Genomic DNA, 18128 nt, shown 5'->3' on the forward strand with positions numbered 1-18128 from the left:
ATTTGGGCCACGGCTGACCGGCTTAGAATGCGCGGTCGTGCACCAGTACCCGCAGCGTCAGGAAGATGATCTTGATGTCGCGCATGATCGTCCAGCCCTCAAGATACTCAAGGTCAGACTGAAGGCGGTGGACGAGATCGGATTCCTTTTCCGTCGCTCCGCGAAAGCCGCGTACCTGCGCGAGGCCGCTCAGACCAGGCTTGAGGCTGTGACGCTGCCAGTACCGCAGGTCCACCTCCCAGAACAGCTTGGAGCCCGCCTGTGAGCCAATGGCATGCGGACGGGGACCGACCAGGCTCATATCACCCAGCAGAACGTTAAACAGCTGCGGCAGCTCGTCGATCGACGTCGATCGGATGAACTTGCCGACACGAGTGATGCGCTGGTCATCCTTGGAAGCCGAGACGTTCCCCTCCTTGTCGCACAGGCCCACCGTCATGCTGCGGAACTTGTACATGTTGAAGAAGCGGTTGCCGCGTCCCATCCGACGCTGGACGAAGAACACCGGACCACGGTCCTGCAGCTTGATGGCAACCGCAACGACGATCAGCAGCGGCGACAAGGCAAGGATGGCAGCTCCGGCGAACGCTACGTCCAGGAGACGCTTGACGATCCGGTCCCGCAGTCCCAGCGGGCCAGCAGACACCAACAGCAATCCATGTCCTCCGGACACGCGAGCCCCCTGTGCGCCGAGCCGCGCGACTTCATCGTCCAGGACCTCGCCATCGACGTTGGCGCCCTTCAGCATCATCGCCCACTCCGCCCGCCTGGATGCAGGGCAGCTGACGATCACCCGGTCGATATTGCGAAGCACCAGGCCAAGCCGGTCGAGTGCATGCGGGTCATTCAGATTCGGGCGCAGGCTCATCGCACTGGCTGAAAGACGCACCGCGCCTGGAACATCGACACGCGGACCACCGTCGTCGATCACAAGCTGGTTGTAAGGGTTGGCGCCGCAGCGCCACTTGGTGAAGCGGCGCATTTGCAGCCGCATCAGCGTGAGCAAAAGCATCGTGCACGCTGTGCCGCTGCTGAAGCTTAGCCTTGAGAATTCCGACGATGCTTTGGCAAAGAACGCGATGAACAGGACAGCTGCGAGTGAGAGCAGGAGGGCCGCGTTCGAGCGGAAGATCCCGGCCCATGCATCGAGCAACGCGGCAACCGAATAGGACCCGTTATACAGGGCGATCGTTAGAAAGATCGGAAGCAGTATCTGGCTCTGGATCAGCGCATCGGACCAACCCTGCACACCGCCAACCAGATAACCCGCAGCGCCAAACCCGGCGAAGATCGCAAGGACATCGCCGAGCATCAAGGCTAGGTAGCACTGAAGCCTTCTTCGCTCGAGCGAAGGAGCGACGAGAAGTTCGTCAGCATCGTCGCGAAGACCCGCGTCGGGTCGCAGTGCGAAAGGCGCATTCATTCGCTTGCGGCTCCCTGAACTAACGTCATTATGCATGCGGCCCCTTCACCTGATGAAGCCGACACTGCTTATGCTGCAGTGCAACACGTATACCTACCTAACAAATATTCCGCAATGCTCAAGAAGACGTCGACGAGCCGGTACGTTACCGTGCCGAATTGGAACATGCCATTCGCGTTATTATCGCGAGTTCCTGAGTGAGAAAAAGCTCACTATCTACGCTGTTACGCAACATCGCTTGGTGCAGCGCCATGAGCCGCTGCGCGAGTCTCTCCAACCGGGCGCCTCGCCAATTGCGTAGCTGTTCGGCAAGCACCGCCTTATCGCGCCAGAAGATCCGTCTTGCATTCGCCTCGTTGTCCAGAAAGCGGGCAAGGTTGTCGCCGGGAGCCAAACGGGCGGCCAAGGCTGAAAGCTGCGCGGTCCGGCGCTCCAGGGCCAGCAACAGGCCGACGGGGTTGATCTGGGTGGCACGCATGCGGGCAAGCTCGGCCGTCAGAACGGCGCGGCGACCGCCGAGAACCGCATCTACGAGGGGTCCGAAATCATCGTCCGACGCGTGCGCTGCGATAGCGTCGAGATCATCCGCCGTAACGGTCCGCGGGCTTTCCGGTGCGGCGTCACAATACAAGGCAAGCTTGGCGAGCTCGGAGCGGGCGACTCGGGTGTCCACGCCCGATCCGCGCGCAATCCGTTCCGCCAGTTCACTGCCAAGACGAAGCCCAGCCGCACCCGCCTCGGCCCGGACGACGGCCGTGATGGCGCCAAGGTCGGGTGGATGGAACATGGCAACGAGCGCATCATCGCGTGCCGCCAGCAGCTTGGCGGTCCGCGACTTGTCAGTTGCCCCGGTTGCGACGATCAGAACCGGGCAAGGTTCAACGTCGCCTGCGATAAGGTTTGCGACCGCATCGTGTGCGTCATCGCCGCTCGCTCGCACCCAGATGTGGCGTGCACCGCCGAACAGAGAAGTCGAGCGTGCCTCGTCACTCAGGCGCACTGGATCCTTGCGCAAGTCTGCCCCGGCAAACTCGATCCGCTCTCCCGGGTCCTCCAGCAACGAGACGATACGCATCGCTGCGTCCGAGGCGCCTGCCTCATCCGGACCGCAGAAGAAGAACACTTTGGCAGTTGCCGCCGCTCGCGCTGCAAGACCGGCGAAGTCCTTCTGAGTTGCCTTCACAGTTCTAAAAAGTCAGGAACCGGCCGCGGCGCCCTTGCGAAGCTGGAGCGCCACATCAGTGACGATCCGGCTCGCAACGTCCCTGGCGAGATTCTCAAGCGCGGTCTGTTCGGCGGCAATCGTGGCGTAATCCGACGCGATCACATCGATACCAGCATCCGATCCCGCTGTGGCATCGAGAAGAATGGTCCCGCTATCGAGGTCCACAAGCTGATACCGGGCGCGCAAAGTGCGGCGTTCGCGGCCCACCGTGTCATCGCGCAGCAGACCGAAGGCGTCCAGACGATCGTCAAGGCGCACGTCCAACCGATAACGCGCCGTGTCCTGCGGGGTAGCGGAAAGCTTGTCGAGCAATGCGTTGCGGACGAGCCATCCGGCACGCCCCTCGATTGCGGCCACCTGAATGCCCGCAAGACCGCGCGCCACGACACTGTCACCGCCCCCTGCATACATCGGCTGCAGGCCGCACCCGGCCAAGGGCACCGCCAATGCCAGTGCAATCACGGGCCATCCGATCGCTGAACTGAGTCGCCTCATGCGACGAGATTGACCAGACGGTCGGGCACCACGATGACTTTCCTTATCTCGGCCCCGTCGAGTGCACGCTGCACCTTGTCGCTGGCAAGTGCAAGCGCCTCCAGCTCGTCCTTGCTCGTGCCCTTGGCGACCGTGAGCGTATCGCGCAGCTTGCCCTTGACCTGCACGGCGATGGTGACCTCGTCCTCCACCAGCAGTGTCGGATCGACAGGCGGCCAAGCCGCTTCAGCAACCAGGCCTTCGCCAATGACTGACCAAGCCTCTTCGGCAAGATGCGGCATCATCGGCGCGACCAGCAACAGGACGGTACGAATCGCAGCGGAACGGCTGGCGGAAGGCTGTGCTTTCTCCACCACGCTGGTGAGCTCGTAGATGCGTGCGACCGCCTTGTTGAAAGACAGGGCCTCTATGTCTTCGGCCACGAGCGCGACCGTCTGGTCGCGCTTGCGGTCGATCGCCTTGTCCTCTCCGGTAGCCTGCGCGTCGTACTGGCTGAAAAGGCGCCACAAGCGCTGCACGAAGCGGGCGCAGCCTTCGATGCCGGCCTCGGACCAGGGAAGGTCGCGCTCGGGCGGGCTGTCGGACAGCATGAACCAACGGATTGCGTCGGCGCCGTAAGTCGCAACGATCGCATCGGGGTCGACGACGTTCTTCTTCGACTTGGACATCTTGATGACGCGGCCGATCTCGACCGGAACGCCGTCGGCTTTCAACGTCGCACTTTCGCCGCCCCGATCGATCTCGGCGGGCGAGAAGTAGACAGGCTGGCCGTTGCTATCGTCGATGCGGAAGTACGTCTCGTGCGTCACCATGCCTTGCGTGAACAGGCTGGCGAAGGGCTCCTTGACGTCGATCTTGCCGATGCGGGCAAGCGCACGGGTCCAGAAGCGGGCGTAGAGCAAGTGCAGGATCGCATGCTCAATGCCGCCGATGTACTGCTCGACGGGCAGCCACTTGGCGATGATCTCCGGATCGAACGGCTTATCCGCAGGCTGACTGGCAAAGCGCAGGAAGTACCAGGACGAATCGACGAAAGTGTCGAGCGTATCGGTCTCGCGCATCGCCGGCTTGCCACACTTGGGACAATCGACATGCTTCCACATCGCATGACGCACCAGCGGGTTGCCGGGCGTCTGGAAGTCCACGTCCTCGGGCAGCACGACCGGCAACTGCTCCTTGGGAACCGGCACGACGCCACAAGCCTCGCAGTGGATGAACGGGATCGGCGTGCCCCAGTACCGCTGACGGCTGACGCCCCAGTCGCGCAGGCGCCACACTGTCTTGCCCTCACCCCAGCCTTCGCTCTCGGCACGACCGATCACAGCGGCCTTGGCATCAGCGACGCTCATGCCATTGAGGAAGTCGGAGTGGACCAGAACGCCGTCGCCAGCCTCGGCCTCTCCGGCGAAGGGCTTGTCGGCATCGGCCGGATCGGCTGCGACCACGCGCGTGATCGGCAGGCCGTACTTGGTAGAGAACTCGAAGTCGCGCTGGTCGTGGCCGGGCACGCCCATGACTGCGCCGGTGCCGTAGTCCATCAGCACGAAGTTCGCGATCCACACGGGCAGGTCCGCGCCCGTGAACGGATGGCGAACCTTCAGCCCGGTGTCGAAGCCAAGCTTCTCGGCCGTCTCAAGCTCCGCCGCAGTGGTACCGCCCTGCTTGCACGTTTCGATAAAAGCCTGCGCCTCGGGCGAGTTCGCGGCGACCGCCTGTGCCACGGGATGCTCGGCAGCGACAGCGACGAAGCTCGCGCCAAAGATCGTGTCAGGCCTCGTCGAATAGACCTCGATCTCCTCATCGAAGTTCAGGGGCTTGAAACGGAACTGCAGCCCGCGCGACTTGCCGATCCAGTTCTCCTGCATCAGCTTGACCTTGTCAGGCCAGTTCTCGAGGCTCTGCACGCCTTCGAGCAGTTCCTCAGCGAAGTCCGTGATCTTGAGGAACCACTGGCTGAGCTTGCGCTTCTCCACCAGCGCGCCCGAGCGCCAGCCGCGCCCGTCGATCACCTGCTCGTTGGCGAGCACGGTCTGGTCGACGGGGTCCCAGTTGACCGAGGATTCCTTGCGGTAGACCAACCCCGCTTCGTACAAATCGAGGAACAGCGCCTGTTCGTGCCCGTAGTATTCCGGCTCGCAGGTCGCCAGTTCGCGGCTCCAGTCGAGTGCGAACCCCAGGCGCTTCAACTGCGCCTTCATGTTGGCGATGTTGTCGCGGGTCCAGCCGCCGGGGTGGACGCCCTTTTCCATCGCCGCGTTTTCCGCAGGCATCCCGAACGCGTCCCAGCCCATCGGGTGCAGCACTTCGTGCCCGGTCATTCGCTTATAGCGGGCCAGCACGTCACCCATGGTGTAATTGCGCACGTGGCCGATGTGGATGCGCCCGGAAGGATAGGGGAACATCTCCAGCACGTAGCTGCGAGGTTTGTCGCTGGCGTCGTCGGCGCGGAAACATGCGCGCTCGTCCCAGACACGCTGCCAGCGCGTGTCGGCCATTGCGGGATCGAACCGCTCGCTCATCTTGCTTGTTTACTCCAGTGGCGGGCTACCCGCCGAAATCAACCGACTGAGTTGCGCCTCAGGTCGCGAGCGCGCGTGAGGATAATGTCTTCCAACTTCTGGACCGTCGCCGCCTGCACCGGAGCGGCGACCCAGGTGCCGCCCTGGTTCACCTCACGGCTGGCGGCAACGCGCAGCGCATCGGCACGCAAGTCCGCATCGAGGATCGTCACCGAAACCTTCACGCGCTCACCCGGGTTCTTCGGGTTGGAATACCAATCCGTCACGATCACGCCGCCATTGCTGTCCGTCTGGAGCAGCGGCATGAACGAGAGCGCATCAAGGCTGGCGCGCCACAGATAGCTATTGACGCCGATCGTCGTGATCTGCGTCCCTGCCACTTGCGTGGAAACTTCCTTCTTGCCACCGCAGGCGGCAAGCGAGAGCACCAGCGCGACGCCCAGACCCATGCGCAGTGCCGCGCGGCCCCGATCGCGCGATCCGCGCCTTGCGCCAAGCGCGATGTCGGTGCTGACTGTCATCGTCGTTCCCAGTTCCTGTTCCATGCGGATGACGCAAGCCGCTTCCGCGTTCCCTCTCGCCTCTATCGCCGCCAAGGTCCCGCGGCAAGTGTGAGCGCTCTGCTCCGGATAGCGGAACGGGCGAGCCTGTATTCGGACACATGTTTATGATAAACTTGGCTCACCGAGTTGGATAGAGATGGGCACACAGGGCCGCACGCTCATGCGATTCGGCACAACGGGAGCAACCAAGGACTTGCAGATGTCAGGCAAGCATGACCCCAAAAGCGGGACAGCAACCAGCTTACTGCTTGCCGGAGCAGTGGGCCTGCTCGCCCTTCCCAGCGCCGTGCTCGCCTTCACGGCGGATTTTTCTGTGAAGGACGTCCCGTCGATCGCCGGGCCCAGTCAGGATACTCCGCCTCCCAATCTCTCGCGAGCATTGGCCATCCGCTCTCTGGCGAAGGGGCAGCTTTTTCCTTTCACACCTGCGGGCAAATCGGGCGAGTCCGATCGCGCGGTGACGGTTGCGGTCCGCGTAGATCCCGACTCAGTAAGAGCGATCACAGTGAGCGGGCGAAAGAATCTGTCAGCTCAAGAGGGCGATGGAAATCATCTGCGGATTGCCTCCAGCGGGTTTAATCTGGGCATCTCGCGCGGGTATCGGAACTTCGTGCAGGATATTGCGCAAGCCGCACCACGGCAGAGCAACGATCTTCCGGAACTGCAGACGTTCAACCTCGCGCCTTCCGGCAAGCGCGACGAGTCCCGCTTCTCGCCTCGCATCAGCTTGGAAGAGCGGGCTGCGACTGGGCGAGCCCCCCGCACATTTGCAGTAGATGGCGGTGAGGTCGATCTTGGCGGCGCCTACCGGGTCACCGACAACCTCAACGTTACCGCGGGCGTGCGTTATTCGCAGGAGCGCGAACGGCTCGCTCCGCTCACTACAGATGGGAAGCAGGATAGCCAGGCTGTCTACGTAGGCACGCAGTTTCACTTCTGAGCCTGCGCAGGACTCGGAAGGGGCGTGGAGGTTCGTTTCTCCACCCTGCCCGAGGCAAATTCCGGACGAATCGCACTTCGGGCCGCTTGTGTCGGACCTGACCATTTCCTAGCAAGATGCAGACGACCACCGGAAGGAAGGCAGCTAAATGGCGCGTGTAGCAATCGTGACCGGGGGCACCCGAGGAATTGGCGCGGCAATTTCTTTGGCGCTCAAGGACCGCGGCCATACAGTGGTGGCCAACTACGCCGGGAACGAAGAGAAGGCGAAGGCCTTCACCGCGGAGCACGGCATTCCTGCTTACAAGTGGGATGTTGGCGATCACGAGGCGTGCCTTGCTGGCTGTGAGCGGGTCATGCGCGAGGTCGGCCCCATCGACATCCTCGTGAACAATGCCGGTGTCACGCGCGACGGCACGCTACACAAGATGACCTTCGATGACTGGAATGAGGTCATGCGGATCAATCTCGGCGGCTGCTTCAACATGGCCAAGGCGGCCTTCCCGGGTATGAGAGAGCGCGGCTGGGGCCGGATTATCAACATTGGCTCGATCAACGGGCAGGCGGGGCAGTACGGCCAGGTAAACTACGCCGCCGCGAAGTCTGGCATTCACGGCTTTACAAAAGCGCTTGCCCAGGAGGGCGCCAAGTTCGGCGTCCTGGTGAATGCCATCGCTCCGGGTTACATCGACACCGACATGGTGGCAGCTGTGCCAGAGCCGGTGCTGGAAAAGATCGTCGCGAAAATTCCCGTGGGACGGCTCGGCCACGCCTACGAAATTGCACGTGGCGTTGCATTCCTGGCGAGCGAGAATGCAGGCTTCATTACCGGGTCGACACTCAGCATCAATGGCGGCCAGCATATGTACTGATGGCGGGCGGAACCAAGCTGTCTGACGTTCGATGGCCATCCCTTTCCATCCGCCTGTAAAACGCTCGGTAGAGATCGCGGGTCACAAGACCTCCATCAGTCTTGAGCCGGTGTTCTGGGACATGCTGAGGGCGCGAGCGGGAGCGGAAGGTGTGCCCGTGAACGCCCTTGTCGCACGCATCGACGCTGAAAGGCTGGAGGCCGAAACTCCGCCCGGCCTTGCAGGCGCCATCCGTGTCTGGCTGGTTTCTGTTGAAGCGGAGGTCTCAGCAGTCCACCATGGCACGCGACGAGCCGAGGGTTCCGGACATGCCAGGCAAGGAGGCTGACAATGGCTAATGCGCTGCACGATCGCCACAAGCGGCCCTCGAGCTACTCCTCCATTGCGATCGCGCTGCATTGGATCATCGCAGTGCTGATCATCGCGAACGTGATCGGTGCGCTTGCCGCTGAGGGAGCAGACCGGCAAACCGCAGGGCAGATCATGTCGGCACACAAGTCGATCGGCCTCACGGTCCTTGTCCTTTCACTCGTCCGCCTCGGCTGGCGGCTGGCACATGGATTTCCGCCGCTGCCGGCCTCTACTCCCCGCTGGGATGCGATCGTCGCCCGGACCACACACTTCGCGTTCTACTTCTTCATGATCGCGGTCCCGCTTGCCGGTTGGACCATGGTATCTGCCGGTCCGCGGCCCCTGGAATGGTTCGGCCTCTTCGGCTGGCCTAAACTGCCTGTAAGCGAGGCGCTGGCCGGCTTTGCGCATGATGCACACGTCATTCTTGCATTCTCGACGGTCGGCCTGCTCGTCCTTCACGTTGCGGGAGCGTTGAAGCACCACCTGATCGATCGCGATGAGGTCTTATCCCGTATGCTCCCCCTCGTGCGGCGGAAAACGCCAACAGATTGAGCACCTTCTTTCCGCTTCTTCAACAAGAGAGGCACCGTCAGTGATACCGCTGACGAGAGTTATGACAAAAAAGGGCGGCGGATACGTGCCCGCCGCCCCTTGTTAGCGAACCGTCAGGCTCAGTAAGTTGCCGGCGGATCGCTGGCGGGGAAACTCTCGTCGCTGGCCTCGTCGACCTTGTTCCATGACTTCGGTGCGTTTGCCATCTGGTCCGCCCCAGCTTCGCGGACCTTGGAGAAGTTCTCATCCGGCCCCTTTGCATGGCTTGCAAAGGCAGCCTGCGATTCATTCTCGCGAGTCGCGTACTTGTAGAACGCGTATCCGGCGGCGCCGGCCAAAGCCAACCTGATCAAACCCATCTCGTATGCTCCTCTGGGGATTACAGCCGCTCAACGCGTGAGCCGAGAGTGAGGTTCCGCTCAGGCGTCAGTCGCCGCCAACACGCTCCACCTGCGCGCCGAGCAGCGAGAGCTTCTCTTCGAGGCGCTCGTAGCCCCGATCCAGGTGGTAAAGGCGATGCACCTGCGTCTCACCCTCGGCAGCCAAGCCGGCAATAACGAGGCTCATCGAGGCACGCAGGTCCGTCGCCATGACTTCTGCGCCATGCAGACGCGGGACACCGTGGACGATGGCAGTGCGCCCGGACGTCTCGATCCGCGCGCCCATGCGGTTGAGCTCTGGCACGTGCATGTAGCGGTTCTCGAAGATGGTCTCCGTCAGCACACTCGACCCCTCGGCGCGGCACAGCAAAGCCATAAGCTGCGCCTGCATGTCCGTCGCAAAGCCCGGATAGGGCGCCGTGGACAAGGTCACCGGCCGCAACTTGCCATCAGCGGCCACATGCAGCCCGCCGCCGCGAGGCTCCACATGCACGCCCGCGTCACGCAGGGCCTGCACGGTGGCTTCCATCTCTTCGATCCTGGCACCGGTCAGCGTCACCTCGCCGCCCGTGATGGCCGCGGCACAAGCATAGCTGCCCGCTTCGATCCGATCGGGCATGACACGATAGGTCGCGCCATGCAGGCGTGGCACGCCGTGGATGATGAGATCGCTGGTTCCGATCCCCTCGATCTGTGCGCCCATCGCGACGAGCAGGTTGCACAGGTCCACGATCTCGGGCTCACGCGCCGCGTTGTGGAGGGTCGACTTGCCCTTGGCCGTCGCCGCCGTCATCAGCGCATTTTCGGTCGCCCCCACCGAGACCACCGGGAACGAGTAGCGTCCGCCCGGAAGCCCACCGTCCGGCGCGATCGCACGCACGTAGCCGGCCGCCATCTCAATTGTCGCCCCCAGCGCTTCAAGCGCCTTGAGGTGGAGATCGATAGGGCGATTGCCGATCGCACAGCCACCCGGCAGCGAAACCGTAGCCTCTCCCATCCGGGCCAGCATCGGCCCCAAGACCAGGATCGAGGCCCGCATCTTGCGCACCAGATCGTACGGCGCGACGTTGCTGGTGATGCGAGTCGCCGCGAGCGTCATTACCCGGCCGAAGTCTTCCGGCCGCGAGCCGGCGATGGTGGTGGAGACGCCAAACTGATTCATCAGATGCTGGAAGCCATCGATGTCGGCCAGGCGCGGCAGGTTGCGCAGCGTCAACGGCTCGTCCGTGAGCAGCGCGCAAGGAAGCAGAGTCAGCGCCGCGTTCTTGGCGCCGGAAACGGGAATCGTGCCCGAGAGGCGCGTGCCGCCCCGGATGATAATCTTGTCCATCGCAGCCCTTTAGCGGGTTTCCCATGAGCAGCAAGCAAGGGGCAGCCGCAATTGAGCTCCCACCAAGCCGCCAGGATTCGGAACGGACAGTCCCGCGCCACGTTCACGCGATCGCAATGCAACAGTGGCAACGATTGCGCTGCATGTGCGAAGCCGCTCTAACAGGACTCACACCTAGGGGGGGAATTCAAGCCCGATGTCTCAGAACGATTACCGTAAACCCGTCCGCAAGGCCGTGTTCCCCGTTGCCGGCCTCGGCACTCGCTTTCTGCCCGCTACAAAGGCGATCCCGAAGGAATTGCTGCCGATCGTCGATCGCCCGCTGATCCAGTATGCCGTCGATGAAGCGCGTGAGGCCGGCATCGAGGAGTTCGTCTTCGTCACCGGTCGCGGCAAGACTGCCATCGTCGAGCACTTCGACGTTGCGTATGAGCTTGAGGCGACAATGCGCGAACGCGGCAAGTCGCTTGATCCGCTGGAGCCGACGCGCATGCAGCCCGGCAATCTCACCACCGTTCGCCAGCAGGTTCCGATGGGTCTGGGGCACGCGGTCTGGTGCGCCCGCGCAGTGGTGGGGAACGATCCCTTCGCGATCTTCCTGCCCGATGAGCTGATGTACGGCTCGCCCGGCTGCATGGCGCAGATGGTCGAAGCCTACAACGAAGTGGGTGGCAACCTGATCTCCGTGCTGGAAGTGCCCAAGGAGGAAGTCTCCAGCTACGGCGTGATCGCACCCGGTGCCAGCAAAGGTGCACTGACCGAGGTCAGAGGTCTGGTCGAGAAGCCGAAAGTGGAGGAAGCGCCTTCCAACCTCATCGTGTCCGGCCGCTACATTCTTCAGCCCGAGGTCATGGATCTGCTGGCGACGCAGGGCAAAGGCGCAGGCGGCGAAATCCAGCTCACTGACTCGATGGCCAAGCTGATCGACACGCAGCCCTTCCACGCCGTCACCTTCAAAGGCCGCCGTTTCGACTGCGGCTCCAAGCTCGGCTTCGTCGAGGCGACGCTAGCGATCGCTCTCGACCGCAAGGACATGGGTTCCGACGTGCGCAATATCGCGGAAAAGCTTCTAAAGAGCTGATCCCGCCAGACCGTTGCGGCTCTGCTCCAGAGCCGCAACGGTACGCGATGGCGGCGCAGCACTTCGTAGCGCCTCGCCGATCAGCAGCAGCGCCGGACCATCGCCCAGCGCCGTCTTCGCGCTGAGCGAGAGCAAGTCCAGACGCGTCAGGAACACGCGCTCCTCCGGCAGGCTGGCGGATTCGACGAGCGCGACGGGGGTGTCCCCGGCAAGGCCCTCGCCCATTAGCCGGGCAGAGACTTCGCCAGCGGCTGCCTTGCCCATGTAGACGGCCAGCGTGGCCTCGGGGTCTGCGAGACGCGTCCAGTCGAGGTCCAGCGCCTCCCCTGCCCGCGCATGAGCAGTGACGAAGGTCAACTTGCGCGCCAGACCGCGCAAGGTCAGCGAGATCGCGAGGCTCGCCGCTGCCGCGCTCGCCGCGGTGACGCCAGGACAGACCTGCACGATCAGCCCGGCTTCACGGCAGGCTTCCAGTTCCTCGGTTGCGCGACCGAAGATCGAGGGATCGCCGCCTTTCAGGCGCACGACCTTTTCGCCCGCAAGCGCCGCCTCCACGATCAGCTTGTCGATCGTCTTCTGATCCTTCGAATGCCGGCCCGAGCGCTTGCCGACATGAATGAGACGTGCGGACCGGCGCGCCATGTCCAGGATCTCAGCGCCCACAAGCGCATCGTAAAACACCACGCTGGCCTCGCCGATCAGGCGCTCGGCCTTTCGCGTGAGAAGTTCAGCGTCGCCGGGACCAGCACCCACGAGCCAGACCGAACCGGCGGGAAAATCGTCGCGCATCATTCGGCTGCCTCCATTTCGGCTTCTTCGTTCAAGGCTTCCAGCAGGCGGGCGATGGCAGGGCGGCAACTGCCGCAGTTGGTCCCAGCCTTGGTCGCCGCCCCTACGGCCGCAACCGTTGCCGCGCCAGCCTGGCAGGCGAGCGCAACGTCCGTCTCGCCCACTCCATGACAAACGCACACGATCGCACCGCGATCCGGCAGCGGGGTGGAAGGACGCCCTGCGAGCAACTCGATCGGCTGCGCGGTTTGGCCCAGTTGCGCCGCCACCCATTCTCGCCGTGGCAGTTCGCCCGAGCGCGTGAGATAGACAGCCGCGAGCAGCATGCCCTCAGGCGAGCGCACCGCGATCCTGCGCATGCCGCGAGCGAGATCGACCACTTCCAGCCCCTCGCCCGCTGGCAGCAGGGCATCGAGGTCCACCGGCCCGTCGCCGGCCAGTTCCGTCAGCCAACCGCCAGCCACACGAGCGCGGCACCAGTAGAGTAGCCCCTCGGGCGCCACTGCCTCCCGGCTGGCAAGGAATGCGCGCCACTCGGGTTCAACCGGCGCCACGCGGGCGGCGGCATTCTTGAAGCCGGGCTGGCCGGAAACCGGGTCTGCACCCTGCCCCGGCAGCCGATTGGCACGCCCGCCGTCGGCCATCGCGTCCGTCCAGTGCATGGGCACGCAGATTTCCCCGGGCCGCTGGGCAGACGTGACCTGGACGCGGAACACGCTTGCTCCGCTGGCGGTCTCGACGCGTGCGAACGCGCCCTCACTCAGCCTATATGCCAGCGCGTCGTCTGGGTGTATCTCCAGCAAAGGCTCCGGCCGATGCTGCGAGAGCGTGGGGGACAGACCGGTTCGCGTCATCGTGTGCCACTGGTCGCGGTAGCGCGCGGTGTTGAGGCGCAGCGGGTAGGCAGCGTCGGCGTTCCGCGCAGGTGGCGCAACCGCGACCAGTCGAGCCCGCCCGTGAGCCGTCGGGAATCTTCGCGCGAGCGGGTAAGCACCGCCCCATTGAAACGGCGCCATGGCATCGTACGCAGCGTCGGAGAGATCGGCTTGGGCTGTGAGGTCGAGTGCCTTGCCTTGCTGGGCGGCAAGGCTGGTCATCGCGGCGAACTCGCGGAACACCGCGGCAGGTGTGTTCCAGGCGAAGGACGCGCCCCAACCCATCCGCCCTGCCACATCGGCGACGATCCGCCAGTCGGCCCGCGCCTCACCAGGGGCCGCGAACAAGGTGCGCTGACGGCTGACGCGGCGTTCGGAGTTGGTGACAGTGCCGTCCTTCTCACCCCAGGCCAGCGCGGGTAGGCGGACATGGGCAAAGCGCCCGGTGTCGGTATCAGCGATGACGTCGGACACGACCACGGTCGGGCAACGCGCCAGCGCCTCTCGCACGAAAGCGCTGTCGGGCATCGAGACAGCCGGATTGGTCGCCATGACCCAGAGGAACTTGATCTCGCCCCGATGGACAGCACGGAACATCTCGACTGCCTTGAGGCCAGGGCCGGTGCAGATGTTCGGCGCCTGCCAGAAATCTGCGGCGGCGGCGCGCTCTTCGTCCGAGAAGCCGAGGTGACAGGCGAGCGTGTTGGCGAGCCCACCGACTTCGCGCCCGCCCATGGCGTTGGGCTGGCCGGTGATCGAGAACGGTCCCGTGGCCGGCGTGCTGATGCGGCCTGTGGCGAGGTGGAAATTGATGATCGCGTTGCCCTTGTCAGTCCCGCAGACCGATTGGTTCGCGCCCTGACTGAACAGCGTCACCATGCGCGGATGGGCCGCGACGAGTTCGGTAAGCTGCGAAAAGGTCGCGTCCGGCACGCCAGCATCGCAGGGCAGGCTGGTCCAGAAGCCATCGTCGATGTTCACATGCTCGGCCAAGTAGGCTTCATCCACGAGGCCCCGCTCGCGCATCGCCGCGAGCAGCGCGTTGAACAGAGCCACGTCACCATCGGGCGCCACCGGGACGTGGAGGTCTGCTTGTTCGGCGGTCTCGGTGCGGCGCGGGTCGATGACGACGAGCTTGGTGCCGCGCTTCTCGCGAGCAGCCTCGATCCGCTGCCACACCACCGGATGGCACCAGGCCGTGTTCGAGCCCACCAGCAGGATCAGGTCCGCCTCGTCGAGGTCGGAGTACGAGCACGGCACCACATCCTCGCCAAAGGCGCGATTGTGGGCCGCAACCGCGCTTGCCATGCAAAGCCGGGAATTGGTGTCGATATTGCCGGAGCCGATAAAGCCTTTCATCAGCTTGTTGGCCGCGTAGTAATCCTCGGTGAGGAGCTGGCCGGACACGTAGAAGGCCACTGAATCCGGTCCGTGCAGATCGATGCATGCGCGCATCTTCGCCGCGACCAGATCCAGCGCATCGTCCCACTCCGCCTGCTCCCTCCCGATCATCGGGTGAAGCAAGCGGCCTTCGAGCCCGACCGTTTCGCCGAGGTGCGTGCCCTTCGAGCACAAGCGCCCTGCGTTCGCGGGGTGTTCGCTGTCTCCCGCGATCCGCACCGAGCGCTCGCCCGTGACGGTCGCGCTGATCCCGCAACCGACGCCGCAATAGGCGCAAGTGGTGCGGATGGGCCGCGTCACGCTGCCTGCACCACCGGCACGCGGGGCGATAGGACCGCCGAGCGCTTGAGGTAAATCCGCCCGGCATCGACCTTGAGCGGCACCGTCGGCACGCAACCCTCGTCCGAGCCCAGCGCATTGCCGCTGCGCAGCGAGATATTCCAGTTGTGCAGCGGACAGGTCACCACGTCGCCGTGGACGATGCCTTGGCTGAGCGGGCCCTGCTTGTGCGGGCAGGAATTCACCAGCGCGAAGAACTCGCCGCGCATGGTGTGGAACACCGCGATTTCCTCACCGCCTTCGACGGGCAGAGTGCGGGCAGTGCCGGGTTCGATCTGCGTCTTGGGACCAATGTCGAGCCAGTCGCCAATCATCAGGCGTTCTCCATCTGAGGTGTAACGACCATCGGGCGGACAGTCGCAATGTGGGCGTGAAGGTCACGGCGGTCGCCTTGGGCGCGCTTGGCCCAAGGGTCGTCCTGCGAGAACTGCTGCGAGTAACCGAAGCGGGCAGCGTACTGGCGCACAGCGTCGGGGGCCGTGAGCAGCTTTTCCTTGATGTACTCAAGGCCGACGCGCTCGATCCACGGAGCGGTGCGCTCCAGATAGTGCGCTTCCTCGCGGTAGAGCTGGGTGAAGGCAGCGCACATCTCCATCGCCTCCTCTTCAGTACCGACTTTGCAGAGGAAGTCGGTGGCGCGAACCTTGATGCCGCCGTTGCCGCCGACGTGTAGTTCGTATCCGGAGTCAACGCAGACCACGCCGAAGTCCTTGATCGTCGCCTCGGCGCAATTGCGGGGGCAGCCGCTTACCGCGATCTTGAACTTGTGCGGCATCCACGAACCCCAGGTCATCTGCTCCAGCTTGACGCCGAGCCCCGTCGAATCCTGAGTGCCGAAGCGACACCATTCCGAACCGACGCACGTCTTCACCGTCCGCAGCGACTTGCCGTATGCGTGGCCCGAGACCATCCCGGCAGCATTGAGATCGGCCCAGACGGCGGGCAAGTCTTCCTTCTTGATGCCGAAGATGTCGAGGCGCTGGCCGCCGGTGACCTTCACCATGGGGGCCTCGTACTTCTCGACGACGTCAGCGATAGCGCGAAGCTCGCGGGGGCTGGTAAGGCCGCCCCACATGCGCGGAACGACGGAATACGTGCCGTCCTTCTGGATGTTGGCGTGCATGCGCTCGTTGACGAAGCGGCTTTTCTGGTCGTCCACGTACTCGCCCGGCCAGGCGCAGAGCAGGTAGTAGTTGAGCGCGGGGCGGCACGAGGCGCAGCCGTCAGGCGTGGACCAGTGCAGCTCCTGCATGACTTGCGGGATCGCCTTCAGCTCCTTTTCCAGGATCAGGCGGCGCACATCGTCATGGCCGAAGCTGGTGCACTTGCAGAGCGTCTTCACCTCGCGCGCGCCGCCGTAGTCCTCACCCATGGTGAGGGCGAGCAGCGATTCCACAATGCCGGTGCAGGAGCCGCAGGAGCCGGAGGCCTTGCAGGTCGAACGCACCGCGTCGAGCGAGCAGGCACCGTCGAGGATGGTCTTGACCACCGTGCCTTTGGAAACGCCGTTGCACCCGCAGATCTCGGCCTCGTCCGAGAGGGCGGCAACGGCGGCATTAGGGTCCGCGAGAACGCCCCCCGAAGCGAACGCCTGGCCGAAGATCAGACCTTCGCGAATGTCTGATACGCTTTCGCCCTTCTTGAGGAGGTCGAAGTACCAATTCCCATCGGCGGTATCGCCATAGAGAACGGCGCCGATCAGCTTGTCTTCCTTGAGGACGACGCGCTTGTACACGCCGCGCGCGGCATCGCGCATGACGATGTCTTCGCAGCCTTCGCCGCCGGAGAAGTCTCCTGCGGAGAACAAGTCGATGCCGGACACCTTGAGCTTGGTCGACGTGACCGAACCCAGGTACCCCGTGGGAGCGCCGGTGACATGGTCAGCCAGCGCGCGGCACATTTCCCAGAGCGGCGCGACAAGGCCATAGCAAAGCCCGCGGTGCTGCACGCATTCGCCGACGGCCAGCACGTTGGGATCGGAGGTGACCATGTGGTCATCCACCATGACGCCGCGCTCGCACTCCAGCCCGGCGGCACGAGCAAGACCCGTCGAGGGGCGAATGCCGGCGGCCATGACGACGATGTCCGCCTTGACGCGCGTGCCGTCCTCCAGCTCGATACCGACGACTTGGCCGTCGACACCGTGTATCGCCTTGGTGTTGGCGCCGGTGAGGATCGTCTGACCCCGGCGCTCAAGCTCTGTCTTGAGCAAGTACCCGGCGGCTTCGTCGAGCTGGCGCTCCATCAGCGTGGGCATGAGGTGCACGACAGTGACCTTCATGCCGCGCAGCGCGAGGCCGTGCGCCGCCTCAAGACCGAGCAGGCCGCCGCCGATGACGACCGCGTCGCCACCCTTTTCGGCGGCTGCCAGCATCTTGTCGACGTCATCGAGGTCGCGGAAGGTGACGACGCCGTCGAGATCGTGGCCGGGAATGGGGATGATGAACGGGTCGGAACCCGTAGCGATCAGCAGGGTGTCATAAGGCTCGACGCGGCCGGAGGCTGCAACGACACACTTGTGCTCGCGGTCGATGTGGTCGACCCGGTCGCCGGAGATCAGGGTGATCGCGTTCTCGGTATACCACTCCGCCGTGTTGATGACGATCTCGTCGAAGCTCTTCTCGCCCGCGAGCACGGGGGAGAGCATGATGCGGTTGTAGTTCACCCGCGGCTCGGCGCCGAAGATCGTCACGTCGAAGCGGTCCGGGTCGCGCGCAAGGATCTCCTCGACGGCGCGGCACCCGGCCATGCCGTTGCCGATCACCACGAGCCGTTCACGGGCTTGGCCCGGAAGCTTTCCCTTCTCGAAGTTCATCGGTGCATTCACATCACGTCTCCATTCCCGAGACGCGCACAACGAAAAAAGCCGCCAGCGTTCCCTGTAGGGAACACGGGCGGCTTCATTGCCACGCGTCTGTCAGTTGGTAGGCGAGGCGCTGATCGTCCCACGTCGGACGGCGCTCAATCGCTTGTTGCTCTTGTAACCGATTC

16 protein-coding genes are annotated in these 18128 nt (G+C 64.1%); 5 read left to right on the forward strand and 11 right to left on the reverse strand.

Translation table 11 applies throughout. The features are described from left to right. Positions 1 to 22: 22 nt before the first annotated feature. From ABUH87_RS05195 to ABUH87_RS05215, 5 genes are all read right to left on the reverse strand, one after another. A complete protein-coding gene (locus tag ABUH87_RS05195) occupies positions 23 to 1423 on the reverse strand; it encodes a sugar transferase (protein WP_367770671.1) in 1401 nt (466 codons plus the stop codon). A 145-nt stretch (positions 1424 to 1568) separates the two neighbouring features. Then, positions 1569 to 2606: a DNA polymerase III subunit delta gene (gene holA, locus ABUH87_RS05200; protein ID WP_367770673.1), complete on the reverse strand. Its 1038-nt coding sequence runs from the start codon at positions 2604 to 2606 to the stop codon at positions 1569 to 1571. Between the two features lie 12 nt (positions 2607 to 2618). After that, the gene (gene lptE / locus ABUH87_RS05205; RefSeq protein WP_419956674.1) at positions 2619 to 3059 is read right to left on the reverse strand and encodes an LPS assembly lipoprotein LptE; all 441 of its coding nucleotides are present in this window, start codon (positions 3057 to 3059) and stop codon (positions 2619 to 2621) included. A gap of 80 nt (positions 3060 to 3139) precedes the next feature. Beyond that, the gene (gene leuS / locus ABUH87_RS05210) at positions 3140 to 5662 is read right to left on the reverse strand and encodes a leucine--tRNA ligase (protein ID WP_367770679.1); all 2523 of its coding nucleotides are present in this window, start codon (positions 5660 to 5662) and stop codon (positions 3140 to 3142) included. Positions 5663 to 5700: 38 nt separating this feature from the next. Continuing rightward, a complete protein-coding gene (locus tag ABUH87_RS05215) occupies positions 5701 to 6111 on the reverse strand; it encodes a DUF3576 domain-containing protein (RefSeq protein WP_367772112.1) in 411 nt (136 codons plus the stop codon). 313 nt (positions 6112 to 6424) lie between these two features. On the opposite strand from ABUH87_RS05215, the gene ABUH87_RS05220 reads away from it, so the two are divergent. From ABUH87_RS05220 to ABUH87_RS05235, 4 genes are all read left to right on the forward strand, one after another. Beyond that, a complete protein-coding gene (locus ABUH87_RS05220) occupies positions 6425 to 7165 on the forward strand; it encodes a hypothetical protein (protein ID WP_367770683.1) in 741 nt (246 codons plus the stop codon). Positions 7166 to 7313: 148 nt separating this feature from the next. Beyond that, entirely contained in the window at positions 7314 to 8036 is a 723-nt protein-coding gene (phbB, locus tag ABUH87_RS05225; protein WP_367770686.1) for an acetoacetyl-CoA reductase, read from the forward strand. A gap of 31 nt (positions 8037 to 8067) precedes the next feature. After that, positions 8068 to 8364: a ribbon-helix-helix domain-containing protein gene (locus ABUH87_RS05230; protein WP_367770689.1), complete on the forward strand. Its 297-nt coding sequence runs from the start codon at positions 8068 to 8070 to the stop codon at positions 8362 to 8364. Between the two features lie 2 nt (positions 8365 to 8366). Beyond that, positions 8367 to 8942, forward strand: a complete 576-nt coding sequence (locus ABUH87_RS05235; RefSeq protein ID WP_367770692.1) for a cytochrome b — start codon at positions 8367 to 8369, stop codon at positions 8940 to 8942. A gap of 119 nt (positions 8943 to 9061) precedes the next feature. Here ABUH87_RS05235 and ABUH87_RS05240 read toward each other — a convergent pair whose 3' ends face one another. Both ABUH87_RS05240 and murA read right to left on the reverse strand, forming a co-directional pair. Next, positions 9062 to 9301: a hypothetical protein gene (locus ABUH87_RS05240; RefSeq protein ID WP_367770695.1), complete on the reverse strand. Its 240-nt coding sequence runs from the start codon at positions 9299 to 9301 to the stop codon at positions 9062 to 9064. A 67-nt stretch (positions 9302 to 9368) separates the two neighbouring features. Beyond that, on the reverse strand, positions 9369 to 10652 hold the full coding sequence (murA, locus tag ABUH87_RS05245; RefSeq protein WP_367770697.1) for a UDP-N-acetylglucosamine 1-carboxyvinyltransferase: 1284 nt from the start codon (positions 10650 to 10652) through the stop codon (positions 9369 to 9371). A 196-nt stretch (positions 10653 to 10848) separates the two neighbouring features. Between murA and galU the strand changes: the two genes are divergently transcribed. Beyond that, entirely contained in the window at positions 10849 to 11733 is an 885-nt protein-coding gene (gene galU, locus ABUH87_RS05250) for a UTP--glucose-1-phosphate uridylyltransferase GalU (protein ID WP_367770700.1), read from the forward strand. Here galU and cobA read toward each other — a convergent pair. The 4 genes from cobA to nirB are packed head-to-tail and all read right to left on the reverse strand — an operon-like array spanning position 11722 to position 17952. Then, a complete protein-coding gene (gene cobA, locus ABUH87_RS05255) occupies positions 11722 to 12525 on the reverse strand; it encodes a uroporphyrinogen-III C-methyltransferase (RefSeq protein WP_367770703.1) in 804 nt (267 codons plus the stop codon). The two genes, galU and cobA, sit on opposite strands and share 12 nt — an antisense overlap. Continuing rightward, a complete protein-coding gene (locus tag ABUH87_RS05260; RefSeq protein ID WP_367770706.1) occupies positions 12522 to 15098 on the reverse strand; it encodes a nitrate reductase in 2577 nt (858 codons plus the stop codon). Before ABUH87_RS05260 ends, cobA begins: the two co-directional genes overlap by 4 nt. Continuing rightward, positions 15095 to 15451 carry a nitrite reductase small subunit NirD gene (gene nirD, locus ABUH87_RS05265; RefSeq protein WP_367770710.1) on the reverse strand — a complete coding sequence of 119 codons (357 nt, stop codon included), beginning with the start codon at positions 15449 to 15451 and terminating at the stop codon, positions 15095 to 15097. Before nirD ends, ABUH87_RS05260 begins: the two co-directional genes overlap by 4 nt. Continuing rightward, on the reverse strand, positions 15451 to 17952 hold the full coding sequence (gene nirB, locus ABUH87_RS05270; protein WP_367772114.1) for a nitrite reductase large subunit NirB: 2502 nt from the start codon (positions 17950 to 17952) through the stop codon (positions 15451 to 15453). The genes nirD and nirB overlap by 1 nt, the downstream gene beginning before the upstream one ends. Positions 17953 to 18128 lie beyond the last annotated feature (176 nt).

This window comes from Novosphingobium rhizovicinum (genome assembly GCF_040813635.1).
Lineage (GTDB): Bacteria > Pseudomonadota > Alphaproteobacteria > Sphingomonadales > Sphingomonadaceae > Novosphingobium > Novosphingobium rhizovicinum.